This window comes from Leclercia sp. S52 (genome assembly GCF_039727615.1).
Classification (GTDB): domain Bacteria; phylum Pseudomonadota; class Gammaproteobacteria; order Enterobacterales; family Enterobacteriaceae; genus Enterobacter; species Enterobacter adecarboxylatus_B.
The window spans coordinates 15243-29117 of record NZ_CP152474.1 but is presented as its reverse complement, the minus strand read 5'-3'; the positions used below and the strand labels follow the sequence as shown (position 1 = coordinate 29117).

11 protein-coding genes and 1 pseudogene are annotated in these 13875 nt (G+C 57.2%); 6 read left to right on the top strand and 6 right to left on the bottom strand.

The window, feature by feature from the left end; genetic code table 11:
• The first annotated feature begins 179 nt into the window (after positions 1-179).
• The gene (emrD, locus tag AAHB66_RS00130) at positions 180-1364 is read left to right on the top strand and encodes a multidrug efflux MFS transporter EmrD (RefSeq protein ID WP_347114791.1); all 1185 of its coding nucleotides are present in this window, start codon (positions 180-182) and stop codon (positions 1362-1364) included.
• Here emrD and dsdC read toward each other — a convergent pair whose 3' ends face one another.
• The gene (gene dsdC, locus AAHB66_RS00125) at positions 1365-2291 is read right to left on the bottom strand and encodes a DNA-binding transcriptional regulator DsdC (protein WP_347114790.1); all 927 of its coding nucleotides are present in this window, start codon (positions 2289-2291) and stop codon (positions 1365-1367) included.
• Positions 2292-2498: 207 nt separating this feature from the next.
• Between dsdC and dsdX the strand changes: the two genes are divergently transcribed.
• Positions 2499-3836 (top strand): D-serine transporter DsdX, encoded by a 1338-nt coding sequence (gene dsdX, locus AAHB66_RS00120; RefSeq protein ID WP_347114789.1) that lies wholly within the window; start codon positions 2499-2501, stop codon positions 3834-3836.
• A 16-nt stretch (positions 3837-3852) separates the two neighbouring features.
• Positions 3853-5154, top strand: coding sequence for a D-serine ammonia-lyase (dsdA, locus tag AAHB66_RS00115; protein ID WP_347114788.1), 1302 nt, complete (start codon positions 3853-3855; stop codon positions 5152-5154).
• Here dsdA and AAHB66_RS00110 read toward each other — a convergent pair.
• The 4 genes and pseudogenes from AAHB66_RS00110 to AAHB66_RS00095 all read right to left on the bottom strand — a co-directional run bounded on the left by AAHB66_RS00110 (position 5151) and on the right by AAHB66_RS00095 (position 8557).
• Positions 5151-6264, bottom strand: a pseudogene (locus AAHB66_RS00110) (anaerobic sulfatase maturase). The gene dsdA and the pseudogene AAHB66_RS00110 overlap by 4 nt on opposite strands.
• Entirely contained in the window at positions 6261-6623 is a 363-nt protein-coding gene (locus tag AAHB66_RS00105; RefSeq protein ID WP_347114787.1) for a DUF202 domain-containing protein, read from the bottom strand. The pseudogene AAHB66_RS00110 and the gene AAHB66_RS00105 overlap by 4 nt, the downstream one beginning before the upstream one ends.
• The gene (locus tag AAHB66_RS00100) at positions 6613-6960 is read right to left on the bottom strand and encodes a YidH family protein (RefSeq protein WP_347114786.1); all 348 of its coding nucleotides are present in this window, start codon (positions 6958-6960) and stop codon (positions 6613-6615) included. Before AAHB66_RS00100 ends, AAHB66_RS00105 begins: the two co-directional genes overlap by 11 nt.
• 181 nt (positions 6961-7141) lie before the next feature.
• The gene (locus AAHB66_RS00095) at positions 7142-8557 is read right to left on the bottom strand and encodes an aryl-sulfate sulfotransferase (protein ID WP_347114785.1); all 1416 of its coding nucleotides are present in this window, start codon (positions 8555-8557) and stop codon (positions 7142-7144) included.
• 475 nt (positions 8558-9032) lie between these two features.
• Here AAHB66_RS00095 and AAHB66_RS00090 point away from each other — a divergent pair, with 475 nt between their 5' ends.
• Genes AAHB66_RS00090 through AAHB66_RS00080 form a run of 3 tightly spaced genes read left to right on the top strand, consistent with a single transcriptional unit; the run spans position 9033 to position 12204 of the window.
• Positions 9033-10358 carry a PTS sugar transporter subunit IIC gene (locus AAHB66_RS00090; protein ID WP_347114784.1) on the top strand — a complete coding sequence of 442 codons (1326 nt, stop codon included), beginning with the start codon at positions 9033-9035 and terminating at the stop codon, positions 10356-10358.
• Between the two features lie 28 nt (positions 10359-10386).
• Positions 10387-10710, top strand: coding sequence for a PTS sugar transporter subunit IIB (locus tag AAHB66_RS00085; protein WP_347114783.1), 324 nt, complete (start codon positions 10387-10389; stop codon positions 10708-10710).
• 9 nt (positions 10711-10719) lie between these two features.
• Entirely contained in the window at positions 10720-12204 is a 1485-nt protein-coding gene (locus AAHB66_RS00080) for a sulfatase (protein ID WP_347114782.1), read from the top strand.
• Here the strand turns inward: AAHB66_RS00080 and AAHB66_RS00075 are convergent.
• A complete protein-coding gene (locus AAHB66_RS00075; protein WP_347114781.1) occupies positions 12201-13862 on the bottom strand; it encodes a putative transporter in 1662 nt (553 codons plus the stop codon). The two genes, AAHB66_RS00080 and AAHB66_RS00075, sit on opposite strands and share 4 nt — an antisense overlap.
• Between the last annotated feature and the right edge of the window lie 13 nt (positions 13863-13875).

Here is a 13875-nt window from a genome sequence, read left to right as displayed (position 1 = left end):
CATATATAGTGGCAACTTTCGTTGCCATCATTGTTTATTAATCCTGCCTTTTTCCGCTTCTCCATTCATCGCGGCAATGCTCAATTTGTCATTTTCCTGTGGTAGATTCCTCGCGCATTTATGGGAATGCGTAGTCACTTACTCTTCATTTATCACTTTTGGCAAAATTATTCAGCGACATGAAAAGACAGCGGAACGTTAATTTACTCTTGATGTTGGTATTGCTGGTCGCCGTCGGTCAGATGGCGCAAACCATCTATATCCCGGCCATTGCGGATATGGCGAAGGAACTCAACGTCCGTGAAGGCGCGGTGCAGAGCGTGATGGGCGCGTATCTGCTGACCTACGGCGTCTCGCAGCTGTTCTACGGCCCGCTCTCGGATCGCGTTGGCCGCCGTCCGGTGATCCTGGTCGGGATGACGATTTTTATGATCGCCACGGTAATTGCCATGACCACCCACAGCCTGAGCGTGCTGATCGCCGCCAGCGCGTTGCAGGGCGTCGGCACCGGCGTCGGTGGGGTGATGGCCCGCACGTTGCCGCGCGATATGTATCAGGGCACCCAGCTGCGCCATGCTAACAGCCTGCTGAACATGGGCATTCTGGTCAGCCCGCTGCTGGCCCCGCTGATTGGTGGCCTGCTGGACACCATGTGGTCATGGCGGGCCTGCTACGGCTTCCTGCTGGTGCTGTGCGTTATCGTCACCTTCAGCATGGCGCGCTGGATGCCGGAAACCCGCCCCCAGGACGCGCCGCGCACCAGACTGCTCACCAGCTACAAAATCCTCTTCGGCAACGGAGCCTTTAACTGCTACGTGCTGATGCTGGTGGGTGGACTGGCGGGTATCGCGGTGTTCGAAGCCAGCTCTGGCGTGCTGTTGGGCGCCGGGCTGGGCCTCAGCAGCATGGTGGTGAGTATTCTGTTTATCCTGCCGATCCCGGCGGCGTTTTTCGGCGCCTGGTTTGCCGGACGCGCCAATAAACGCTTTACCACCCTGATGTGGCAGTCGGTGGTGAGCTGCCTGCTGGCAGGGCTGATGATGTGGATCCCGGGGCTGTTCGGGGTGATGAACGTCTGGACCCTGCTGATCCCGGCCGCGCTGTTCTTCTTTGGCGCGGGGATGCTGTTCCCGCTGGCGACCAGCGGCGCGATGGAGCCCTTCCCGTTCCTCGCCGGCACCGCCGGGGCGCTGGTGGGAGGCCTGCAGAATATTGGCTCCGGCGCGCTGGCCTGGCTCTCGGCGATGATGCCGCAAAACGGCCAGGCGAGCCTCGGGCTGCTGATGACTTTAATGGGTCTGCTGATTGTGCTCTGCTGGCTGCCGCTGGCCTCCCGCGCCTCGCACCACGAGCAGGCGGTCTGATCAGGTTACTCTTTCCCTGAGCCAGTGAATAAAGGCATCAATCTTTGGCCACTGGCGTCCTGAAAGGGTCGAAACGTAGTAGTGCTGGTGGCATTTCAGCGTCTTCTCGCCAAAGGGCGCAATCAGCTCCCCGCGATCGAGCCGCTTCTGCACCAGCCGTTTGCGCCCCATCGCCACCCCAACATGATTTATCGCCGCAATCACCGCTAAATCGGAACGATCGAACCCTATTCCCGAGGATGGCGGCAAATCCACCGCAAAATGCTGCGCCCAGCTAAACCACTCGTCGGTACCGGAGTCGTTGCTCCAGGCCTGCCGGTCGTGCAGCAGGGTGCAGTGGCGCAGGTTATCCGGGCTGGCGAGCAGCTGATGCTCCCGGGCGTACCCGGGGGAGCAGACCGGCAGGATCGCCTCGTCCATCAAAAAATGGTGAGAGAGCTGGGTCGGCGGCATATCGTCGAAATAGAGCGCCAGATCGACGCCGGTTCGCTGCATATTGACGTAATCATTGCCGGTCAAAACGGTGAGGGAAATCGACGGATAGCGGCGGGTGAAGTCCCCCAGCATCGGCACCAGCCAGCACTGCGCAATCGACGGACGCGAGTAGACGGTCAGGGTGCCGGATAAGGCCTGGTTTTTGATGTCGAGGATCTCCTGATTCAGCGTATCCAGCGACGATTTCAGGGTCCAGTAAACGCGTTTGCCCTCCGGGGTCAGCTCCACTTTACGGTGCGAGCGGACGAAAAGCGCGATCCCCAGCTCCTCTTCCAGCAGGTTGATCCTGTGGCTCACCGCACTCGGGCTGAGCGACAGCTCCTCCGCCGCCAGCGCAAACGACTCGTGACGCGCCGCCACCTCAAAGGTGTGCATCTTCGACAGTTGCCAGCCGTTCAGTAAGCGATTTCTCGCCTCACTCCCCTCGTTCATTGCCTGCCCTTATTCGCCTCTGTTCTGCGCCCAGAATAGCGGTTAAAGATGAAGAAAGGTGAACCAATGGCGGGAATAGTGCTTTTTTTAGAGGGTTGTCACTCAGTTGATCCAATCAGGCTCATGTGAACGGCAATTTATATCGTTTGTCAGCCGGAGCGGTTTTTTCGTCCAATACCCGCAGCTAATTTGAGGGTGAGGTGAGATATGGGATCTCCGGTCTGGGTTGTAGCCACGCTGCTGGCAAGCATTGTGCTGATTGTGTTTACCATCGTAAAACTGAAGTTTCATCCGTTCCTGGCGTTGCTGCTGGCGAGCTTTTTCGTCGGCACCCTGATGGGGATGAGCCCGCTGGATATGGTGAATGCCATTGAGAGCGGCATCGGCGGTACGCTGGGCTTCCTGGCGGCGGTGATTGGCCTCGGCACCATTCTGGGCAAAATGATGGAGGTGTCCGGCGCGGCTGAACGCATCGGCATCACGCTGCAGCGCTGCCGCTGGCTCTCAGCCGACGTGATTATGGTGCTGGTGGGGATGATTTGCGGCATTACCCTGTTTGTCGAGGTGGGCGTGGTGCTGCTGATCCCGCTGGCCTTCTCCATCGCCAAAAAGACCCACACTTCGCTGCTGAAGCTGGCGATCCCGCTCTGTACCGCCCTGATGGCGGTGCACTGCGTGGTGCCACCGCACCCGGCGGCGCTGTTTGTCACCAACAAGCTGGGAGCCGACGTCGGAACGGTGATTGTATATGGCCTGCTGGTGGGGCTGATGGCCTCCCTGATTGGCGGCCCGCTGTTCCTGAAGCTGCTGGGGAACCGTCTGCCGTTCAAGGCGGTACCGGCGGAGTTTTCTGACCTCAGGGTGCGGGAAGAACATACCCTGCCGTCGCTGGGCGCCACGCTGTTTACCGTCCTGCTGCCTATCGGCCTGATGCTGGTGAAAACCGTGGCCGAGCTGAACATGGTGAAAACCGGCACCCTGTATACGCTGCTGGAGTTTATCGGCAACCCGATCACGGCGATGTTTATTGCGGTGTTTGTGGCCTATTACCTGCTGGGGTTACGTCAGAAGATGGGCATGGCGACGCTGCTGACCCATACCGAGCACGGGTTTGGCTCGATCGCCAATATTCTGCTGATTATCGGCGCGGGCGGGGCCTTTAACGCCATCCTTAAGACCAGCGGTCTGGCCGATACGCTGGCACACATTCTCTCGAACCTGCATATGCATCCGATCCTGCTCGCCTGGCTGGTGGCGCTGATCCTGCACGCGGCGGTGGGGTCTGCCACCGTGGCGATGATGGGCGCGACGGCGATCGTCGCCCCGATGCTGCCGCTCTACCCCAACGTCAGCCCGGAGATCATCACCATTGCCATCGGTTCCGGCGCCATTGGCTGCACGATCGTTACCGATTCCCTCTTCTGGCTGGTGAAGCAGTACTGCGGTGCCAGCCTGAATGAGACCTTCAAATACTATACAACGGCGACATTTATCGCCTCGGTGCTTGCACTCGGCGGCACCTTCCTGCTTTCTTTCATTATCTAGCGCGAAGAGATCTCTTATGGAAAACGCAAACATCACCACCTTAATCGCACAGTATCCTCTGGTGGAGGATCTGATCGCCCTGAAAGAAACCACCTGGCTTAACCCGAAAGCCACCACCCTGGCCGCTGGCCTGCCGTATGTCGGGCTGACCGACGCCGACGTGGAGGATGCCCGGGCGCGCCTGAACCGCTTTGCGCCTTACCTCGCCAGAGCCTTTCCGGAAACGGCGGCCACTCAGGGGATTATCGAATCTGAGCTGGTCGCCATTCCATTGATGCAGAAACGGCTGGAGAAAGAGTCTGGCGCGACCATTCCGGGCACTCTGCTGCTGAAAAAAGACAGCCATCTGCCCATCTCCGGCTCGATTAAAGCCCGCGGCGGGATCTATGAAGTGCTGACCCACGCCGAAAAACTGGCGCTGGCCGCCGGGCTGCTCAGCGTTGACGACGATTACAGCATCCTGCTGGAACCGCGCTTCAAGGACTTCTTCAGCCAGTACAGCATCGCCGTGGGGTCGACCGGCAACCTCGGGATGTCCATTGGCATCATGAGCGCGCGCATCGGCTTTAAGGTGACGGTGCACATGTCCGCCGACGCCCGCGAGTGGAAGAAGGCTAAACTCCGCAGCCACGGCGTGACGGTGGTGGAATACGAACAGGATTACGGCGTGGCGGTGGAGCAAGGGCGCAAAGCGGCGGAAAACGATCCGAACTGCTTCTTTATCGACGATGAAAACTCCCGCACCCTGTTCTTAGGCTATGCCGTGGCAGGCGAGCGCCTGAAAGCGCAGTTTGCCGAACAGGGCCGGGTGGTGGATGCGGATCATCCCCTGTTTGTCTATCTGCCGTGCGGCGTGGGCGGTGGCCCTGGCGGAGTGGCGTTTGGGCTGAAGCTGGCCTTTGGCGATCATGTTCACTGTATCTTTGCCGAACCGACCCACTCCCCGTGCATGCTGCTGGGGGTCTATACCGGTCTGCACGATGAGATTGCGGTGCAGGATCTGGGGATCGATAACCTCACCGCGGCGGACGGTCTGGCGGTAGGCCGCGCCTCCGGCTTTGTCGGCCGCGCGATGGAGCGCCTGCTCGACGGGTTCTACACCCTCTCCGATCAGAGCATGTACGACATGCTGGGCTGGCTGGCGCAGGAGGAGAACATCCGCCTTGAGCCGTCTGCGCTGGCGGGCATGGCCGGCCCGGTGCGCCTCGCCGCCTCCGGTCACTATCCGCTGGAGAACGCCACTCACCTGGTGTGGGCCACCGGCGGCGGGATGGTGCCGGACGAGGAGATGGCGAAGTACCTGGCGAAAGGGCGTTAACTTGCCCGGTGGCTCTGCTGAAGCAGGGCCATCAGCTCGACAGGCGAGCGGTGATGGCGGATTAAATCGCGCATCACCCGCATATGCGGGGCGGAGTGGCGGAAAAAGGCCTGATACCCTGCACAGAGCACGCTTTTGCCCTCCACCCGGTGTTTAGGGCAGTCGCCGTTACACAGGTGACGCATCGGGCAGGCCTGGCACTCGTCAGATAACGCCGTTTGCTTGCGCAGACCAAAGGCGATGGCCGCCTCGCTCTGATTCAGCTCTGCCAGCGGCGTCTGATGGATGTTGCCCAGCCGGTAATCCGGCCAGACGTAGTGATCGCACTGGAAGAGATCGCCATTGGCCTCCAGCGCAAAGGCGTGACCGCAGGTGGCGGCAAGGGAGCACATCTGCGACGGATAGCCGCACCACACCCCCAGCGTTGAGTCAAAGAGCTGCACATAGACGCGACCAATATCCTCCCGCACCCAGACGTCAAACACCGTCGACAGAAACGCCCCCCCACTGCTCATCGCTGACCGATTCCGGGTTATCATGCTCCTGCAGGGGAAGAAACTGCAGATACGGGGTGCCCAGCGCGCGCAGATAGCGATATATGCGCTCCGGCTGGCGGCTGTTCTGCCGATTAACAACCGTCAGCAGGTTAAACGACACCTGATGGGCGCGCAGCTTTTCAATTGCCGCCAGCACCTTGTGATGGGTGGGATTGCCGCTGCGACTGACGCGGTACGCATCATGCAGCGCCGCCGGGCCATCCAGAGAGATCCCCACCAGCCAGCCCGACTCGCGAAAGAACCGACACCAGGCATCGTTAAGCAGGATCCCGTTGGTCTGAAAAGCATTGGTGATGCGCTTTCCCCCGCCATAGCGGTGCTGCAGCGCCGCGACGCGGCGGAAGAAATCCAGTCCGCAGAGCGTCGGCTCTCCACCCTGCCAGGCAAACTGCACCTCCGGCCCGGGCTGGGCGGCGATATGCTGCTGAATGAAGGTCTCCAGCGTGGCGTCATCCATGATCGGCTGCTGGAGTTTATCGATATAAAAACAGTAGTGACAGTTGAGATTGCAACGTGAACTGGCCGGCTTGGCCATGACCTGACATCCTGTCATGCAAAATCCCTGATAAAAATAATGAGATGGTGAACGTGACTAGCAGCAAACAGTAATGCGAGGGAGAACACTGCGAGGGAGATCAAAAATTTAATACGCACCGGTCGGGATGCTGAAAAGTCGTACAGCGAAACGTCCATCCGGGCGCGGTTGCGGGTGTAGTGCCAGAGGATCAGCGCCACCATCGCCAGCACTCCCAGCGCCACCCAGAACAGCGGGCCCGCCTGCTGCCAGTTGTGCCTGACCGCCAGCACCATCAACGCGCCGTAGCCAAACAGGGTGCGCAGCCATGCAAGCGAGGTGCGCTCCGGCTGCAGCCCGGGATCGGCCAGACGGCGCGCCTTGCGGTTATCCGCCATACAGCACCAGCCCCATCACAATCACCGCCACTATCATCAGGATCAGGCTGACCATCAGCAGGCTGCGGGTGTAGGGCAGATCTTCTTTCAGGCGCATCGCCTTTTCATTGCGCAGCCAGCGCAGGTAGCCGTAGATCGCCAGCCCGCCGGAAAAGAGGCACAGCAGCAGCGCCAGCAGCTGGCGGATCGCCGGCGTGGCAAAATCGGGGGCCAGCTGGTCAAGGCCGACACCGGCCGCCAGAAAGCCCAGCGCGGTGCGGATCCACGCCAGAAAGGTACGCTCGTTGGCCAGCGAGAAGCGATAATCCGGCGCTTCGCCGAGGCGGGAAATTTTCATGACGTCTCCTGTCTGACTGTCCGGTGTACAAAACTGCGGCAATAGTAGCGTATCCGGGGGAGTAATTCCCACCCGCCGGATCCGGCGGTGGCTCCAGTATAAATCCAGCCAGGGGAACAATTTACAGGCAGTGTAAAAGCGGCAAGTAACACGAGGCCGTAACTTGCCGCTGAGGATATTTTTAAATTAACGAACGCAGTTCATCGTAAGTGAATATTCTGCCGCGATAGCCTAAGCCGGTATCAATATCGTAAATCGATACCCCGATATTATTATCGGTATCAAAAACGAAGAAGGATTGTTCGGCACCGAAATAGACATTGTAATACTCATTCCCGACATCAAATACCGATGACGTGAGCTCGCTGCGCTGGTCGGGGAAATGAAACTGATCCAGACGCTGAACCGTCGCGGCGGTTAAATCGATGGCAAGAATAGTGGGTAAAGAATCCAGTGCGGCGGCGGTATAGGTTACTGGATCCGATTCAATCGTACGGACCAGCTCATTACCCTGTTCATCTGCGCACGAGTTGTTATTGAACAGGGAGACAACGAACCTGTTGTTACCCCGCCACGCCTGGTACCGGCTGTTATGCGTCACAAACACGGCATGCTCACCGTTGGGATAGCTGAAATTATCTGCATCCACCACCTGCAGATTCAGGGTGCTATTCAGCACGGGAAAGGCCGGGTTATCGATAATCCACTCCGGATCCCCGGACTCGCTATTAAGCCCCAGCACGGTACAGCTGGAGCGGGAATTGACCATCAGCTGTCCGGTCTCGGCGACATACTCCAGGCTGTTGAAATGCACGTCGTTGGTGTCGGTATTGTCCAGCACCGTGGCACCCATAAATTCCCGGGAGTAATCACGCTGCCAGAGCAACGCCCCACTGGCGATGTCGTATTTATAGAGGATGCTCTCCAGCTTTTGCTCGTCACTCCAGCCATCCAGCAGGGAGCCTAACACCCAGAGAGTGCCTTTCCCGTCGGTAGTGATGTCGTGATGAAAACCATACCCGGCAGGCGCGGTGTAGGTTTGTGCGATCTTACCGGCGAGGTTAAAGCGGTATAACGTTGGCGCGAAGGCATGCTTGTCCGGATCCCAGGTTTCGCTGGCTTCGGCTGACCAGAGCGCGTTTTCGATGATTTTTAAGTTGCCGTACATCCACGGAAACAGGCCGGTAATGCGCAGATCGCCATTGATGTCATAGCCATTCCACGCGCTGGTGACAAACCAACCCTGCCCTAAGGTACTCTCTGCCATCGCGCCGTCAGCAATATTGATCGTCAGCGCCAGGGGAACATCACCATAGTCCTGCCCCTGCGTTGATATCGTTATCAGAAAGGTTTCGGCGGCATTGTTCCCGGTGTAAAGATTCAGGGTAACGTTATTGGAATAATTGGCATACAAACCTACCACGGTAATTTCTGGATTAACGCTGTATTGCTCGGTGCCGTAATGAAAGCTGGTGTTCGCAGTTTTACCCTGGACGGTGTAGTCAAACCTTACCGCTTCCGGACTCTCAATGGTAATTAATGCGCTGAGTTTATTTTTATCGTAGGGGTTAAGTTTTACAGTATAGGTTGCGTTCATTTTTCAGTCCTTTGCTTAATGTAGAGAGAGACTTACTGAGTGGTGCAAAACCAAACTTATACCTCGACTTGAATTAAATATGTGGCTAACGCCACAAAATAAAATAGTTGCCATTAACTTATTTAACGCCTTACTTTAATAAGCCTTATATCAATAATTAAAAGCAGAATATCGAGCGCTGATATATTTAACTTACTAATAATGACAGAAACCTTCATTCACCAGACCATTTTATATATATTAAATTTATCAAATAAGGCTTTGAATCATCGAAGCCAATACTTTATTAATTTTGCAAATAGAATCACAAAAAATCACAATCAATCTTCTAATGACCAAATTTGATTATTAAAGTGGTTTCGCTTTCAAAATATCTTACCAAATAAAGTATTAGCCGTTCCGTTAATAAATAAGAAGCCATACTCAGCTGGATTTTATTTATCCGCAAGCGAATATCACGGAGGTTGACTGCATTATGTTTTCTGACTTTATTTCAGTAATACAATCTTTTCTAACCGAACCCGCTATTTTAATTGGATTACTGGTGGGACTGGGTTATGCCCTCGATAAAAAATCACCGATTAAAATTATTACCGGTATGGTGAGCGCCATGGTGGGATTAATGATGGTGCTCTTCGGCGGGTTTCAGTTTTCGGCCACCTTTAAACCCGTCGCTGATGCGGTGAGCAAGTCTTATGGCATCCATGGTTATTTAATGGATTCCTATGCCATGAAAGCGGCAACCCAGATCGCGCTCGGGGATAACTTCGGTTTTGTAGGCTATGTGTTTGTCCTGGCCTTTTTCACCAACCTGCTGCTGGTCCTGTTTGGCCGCTATACAAAGGTGAAAGGCATTTTCCTCACCGGCAATACCGGAGTGTCACACTCCCAGGCGGTGCTGTGGCTGATTGTCTTCTGGCTGGGCTTTGGCTGGGTGCCGTCAATTATTATCGCCGGGATCTTAACCGGTCTGTTCTGGGCGTTTGCCACCACCCTTATTGCCAAACCGGTCGCTAAAATCACCAATAATGCAGGCTTTACCATCGCCCATAACCAGATGCTGGGGATCTGGTTTTTCTCGAAATTCGCCCACCTGTTTGGCGACGCCGAGAAGCAGGATGCCGAGAACATGAAGCTGCCCGGCTGGCTGGCGATTTTTAACCATAACGTCACCTCCATCGCCATCGTGATGACCCTGTTCGTCGGCGGGTTCTTACTGACCACCGGCATTGATAACGTTCAGGCCATGGCAAAAGGGAAGCCCTGGTATATCTACATTATTAACCTCGGCCTGCAGTTCTCCATGTATATGGTGATTCTGTTACAGGGAGTGCGCATGATGGTCGGGGAAATTAATGCCTCCTTTAAAGGCTGGCAGGATCGTTTAATCCCGAACGCGATTCCCGCCGTCGATGTCGCAGCCTTATTACCTTTCTCCCCAAATGCCGCCACTCTTGGTTTTATCTTCTGTACCTTCGGCACGATTTTCTCGATGGGCATTCTGCTTATTACCCACAGCCCTATTATGGTGCTCCCCGGTTTTGTGCCGTTATTTTTCTCCGGCGGCCCGATTGGAGTATTAGCCAACCGGCTGGGCGGTTATCGCGCCGTGATTATTTGTACTTTCCTGCTGGGGATTATTCAAACCTTCGGCACCGTGTGGGCTATTCCCTTAACCGGGCTGGCAGCCGAAGGGGTGGGCTGGACCGGTATTTTCGACTGGGCGACTTTATGGCCCGCCATTTGTGAAGTGCTTAAGTTTATTGCCTCAACGTTCCATCTCGGGCCTTACGCGGGCTAAATCATCTCATTGTGAAAAGGATATCGTCATGAAAGACAAAATTAATATTCTGTTTGTTTGCGGCTACGGTGTCGGCAGTAGCGTGATGTTGCAGACGGTGGTGAAAAAAGCCTTAGCGAAATATGACATTGATTTCGACATGGAGCATACCGCCGCGGGCGAGGTCGGCGGATTTACCGAATGGGCGGATATCTACGCCATTTCGAAAAAGCTGATTGATGTGGTGAGCCTCGATCCGCGCCACGGACAGTATCTGATCCCCATCGAAAATATTATGGACGGAGAGACCATCGGGAAGCAGATCTACGCGGTGATTGAAGAGCATTTCCCGCACCTGATTCAGGCCCGTTAAGGAGCGACGATGAAAGCCATCATTCTGCTCTTCGACAGCCTGAATAAACACTATCTGCCGCCTTACGGGGATATGATCACTCAGGCGCCCAACTTCCAGCGCCTGGCGGCCCGCTGCGCCACCTTCAACAACAGCTATGTCGGCAGCATGCCCTGCATGCCCGCCCGCCGGGAGCTGCACACCGGCCGGTACAATTTTTTGCACCGGGAGTGGGGGCCGCTGGAGCCGTTCGACGACTCCATGCCGGAGCTGCTGAAAAAAGCGGGCGTTTATACCCACCTGATCAGCGACCATCTGCACTACTGGGAGGACGGCGGCGGCAACTACCACAATCGCTACAGCTCATGGGAAATAATCCGCGGCCAGGAGGGGGATCACTGGAAGGCCAGCGTCGCCGACCCCGCAATTCCGGAGGTGCTGCGGGTGCCGCAGAAGCAAACCGGCGGTGGGGTCTCGGGACTCTGGCGGCACGACTGGGTTAACCGCGGCTACATTCAGCAGGAGGCGGACTTCCCGCAAACCCGGGTCTTTAACGCCGGGTGCGAATTTATCGACAAGAACCATCAGCAGGACAGCTGGCTGTTGCAGGTAGAGACCTTCGACCCGCACGAGCCGTTTTACACCACCGAGGAATATCTCGCGTTATATCAGGATCCCTGGGACGGGCCGCACTACGACTGGCCGCGCGGCAAGGTGGAGGAGAGCCCGGAGGCGATAGAGCATATTCGCTGCCGCTATCGCGCCCTGGTCTCCATGTGCGATCGCAACCTCGGCCGGATTCTCGACCTGATGGACCGCCACGATCTGTGGCGCGATACGATGTTGATTGTCGGCACCGATCACGGCTTTCTGCTCGGGGAGCATGGCTGGTGGGCGAAAAACCAGATGCCCTATTACAACGAGGTGGCGAATAACCCGCTGTTTATCTGGGATCCGCGCAGCGCCCATCAGGGGGTGCAGCGCGATGCGCTGGTGCAGATGATTGACTGGGCGCCCACGCTGCTGGAGTTCTTCAACCAGCCTATCCCGCCCGACGTCCAGGGCAAGCCGTTAGCCCGCATTCTTGAGGACGACACCCCGGTGCGTGACGCGGCGCTGTTCGGGGTCTTCAGCGGCCATGTCAACGTCACGGACGGGCGCTATGTCTATATGCGCGCCGCGCTGCCCGGGCGGGAAAATGACATCGCCAACTACACCCTGATGCCGATCAAGATGAATACCCGCTTTACCCCGGAGGAGCTGGAGTCAATCGCCCTGGCACCGCCCTTCCGCTTTACTAAAGGGGTTAAAACGCTGCGTATTCCGGCGCAGGAAAAATACCCGGGGGTGAATCGCGTGGGCCATCTGCTGTTCGATTTACATACCGATCCGCACCAGCATTGCCCGATTGAAGATAAGGCCATCGAAGCGCGGATGATCGCCCTGCTGGTGCGTCTGCTACGTGAGAGCGACGCCCCGGCAGAGCAGTTCGCCAGATTAGGGTTAGAGGTTTAACCCATCCCCCAGAACAGCACCGCCAGCAATTGCGGTGTGATGATGCGCATAAACATCACCAGCGGATAGACAGTAGCGTAGGAGAGCGCCGCCGCACCGCTGGTGGCGTGCAGGTTGTTGGCAAAGGCCAGCGCCGGAGGATCGGTCATCGAACCGGCCAGCATGCCGCACAGGGTTAAATAGTTCATCTTCGCCAACAGCCGCGCCAGAATGCCCATGGTGATCAGCGGAACGGCGGTAATGAGGATGCCGTAGCCAATCCAGCTGACGCCGTCGCCGCGCGCCAGCGTCTGGACGAAATCCCCACCCGATTTCAGCCCCACCACCGCCAGAAACAGGACAATCCCCAGCTCGCGCAGGGCGAGGTTAGCGCTCGGGGGCATAAACCAGTAGAGCTTACCCACGCAGCCGATACGCCCGAGGATCAGGGCCATAATCAGCGGCCCGCCCGCCAGCCCCAGCTTGAGCGCCACCGGGAACCCCGGCACGTACAGCGGGATGGAGCCGAGCAGGACGCCAAGACCAATGCCGATAAACACCGGCAGCATCTGCACCTGCTGCAGTTTTTGCTGCGCGTTGCCCACGATATTGGCGACGGCGTCGATGGAGGCCGGACGCCCGACCAGGTTGAGGATATCGCCAAACTGCAGGCTGGCATCCGGACTGGCCACCAACTCTATCCCGGCACGGTTCAGACGCGAGATCACCACGTCATAACGCTCTTTAGCCTGCAGTTCGCGGATTTTCTTGCCTAATACCTGCTCGTTGGTGACCACCACCCGCTCGACGCGCATATCGGTACCGCGGGTGGAGAGCGAAGTGTCGACCTCCTGGCCGATCACCAGCCGGGCGTTGTTCAGGTCCGCCGGCTGGCCGACGAGGTGCAGCAGGTCGCCGGTCTGGATCACCGTCCCGGGCAGCGGCACCATCAGGGTCTGCTCGCGCTTCAGGCGGGAACAGATAATGTTGGCGCTGTTGAGGATCGGCACATCCTGAATCGCCAGGTTGTTGAGATTGGGGTTGTCGACGCGGATGTTGATGGTTTTAATCAGCGCCTGACCCTGGGTGAGGGTGGATTCGTGCTGCTGCGCCTCTTGCTCCACGTTAATGCGAAACAGAACGCGCATCAGCCACATGGTGAGCAGAATGCCGCAGATGCCGAACGGGTAGGCCATGGCGTAGCTCATGCCCATCTGATCCACGATGCCGGGCTCGATACCCAGATCGCGCAGAATTTGCTGCCCGGCCCCCAGCGCGGGGGTGTTGGTGACCGCCCCGGAGAAAATGCCCAGCACCACCGGCAGCGGGATGGCAAAGAGCTTATGCAGCAGGGCGGTGACCAGCCCGCCCATTACCACAATCCCCATCGCAAAGAGGTTGAGACGCAGACCCGAGACGCGCAGCGAGGCGAAAAAGCCGGGCCCAACCTGAATGCCGATGGTGTACACAAAGAGGATCAGGCCAAATTCCTGAATGAAATGCAGCATTTGGGCGCTGAGCGTGATGCCCAGCTGGTCGGCAAAGTGGCCGACAAATATCCCGCCAAACAGCACGCCGCCAATGCCAAACCCGACCCCGCGGATTTTGATATTGCCTATCCACAGCCCGACTACCGCAACCAACGCCAGAATACTGACCGTTAACGCTATATCACTCATGACGGCATCCCTG

What these genes read in the sequence shown, in the direction of transcription:
- emrD (WP_347114791.1), top strand. Translation starts at nt 180, where the DNA reads ATGAAAAGACAGCGGAACGTTAATTTACTCTTGATGTTGGTATTGCTG.
- dsdC (WP_347114790.1), bottom strand. Translation starts at nt 2,291, where the DNA reads ATGAACGAGGGGAGTGAGGCGAGAAATCGCTTACTGAACGGCTGGCAA.
- dsdX (WP_347114789.1), top strand. Translation starts at nt 2,499, where the DNA reads ATGGGATCTCCGGTCTGGGTTGTAGCCACGCTGCTGGCAAGCATTGTG.
- dsdA (WP_347114788.1), top strand. Translation starts at nt 3,853, where the DNA reads ATGGAAAACGCAAACATCACCACCTTAATCGCACAGTATCCTCTGGTG.
- AAHB66_RS00105 (WP_347114787.1), bottom strand. Translation starts at nt 6,623, where the DNA reads ATGGCGGATAACCGCAAGGCGCGCCGTCTGGCCGATCCCGGGCTGCAG.
- AAHB66_RS00100 (WP_347114786.1), bottom strand. Translation starts at nt 6,960, where the DNA reads ATGAAAATTTCCCGCCTCGGCGAAGCGCCGGATTATCGCTTCTCGCTG.
- AAHB66_RS00095 (WP_347114785.1), bottom strand. Translation starts at nt 8,557, where the DNA reads ATGAACGCAACCTATACTGTAAAACTTAACCCCTACGATAAAAATAAA.
- AAHB66_RS00090 (WP_347114784.1), top strand. Translation starts at nt 9,033, where the DNA reads ATGTTTTCTGACTTTATTTCAGTAATACAATCTTTTCTAACCGAACCC.
- AAHB66_RS00085 (WP_347114783.1), top strand. Translation starts at nt 10,387, where the DNA reads ATGAAAGACAAAATTAATATTCTGTTTGTTTGCGGCTACGGTGTCGGC.
- AAHB66_RS00080 (WP_347114782.1), top strand. Translation starts at nt 10,720, where the DNA reads ATGAAAGCCATCATTCTGCTCTTCGACAGCCTGAATAAACACTATCTG.
- AAHB66_RS00075 (WP_347114781.1), bottom strand. Translation starts at nt 13,862, where the DNA reads ATGAGTGATATAGCGTTAACGGTCAGTATTCTGGCGTTGGTTGCGGTA.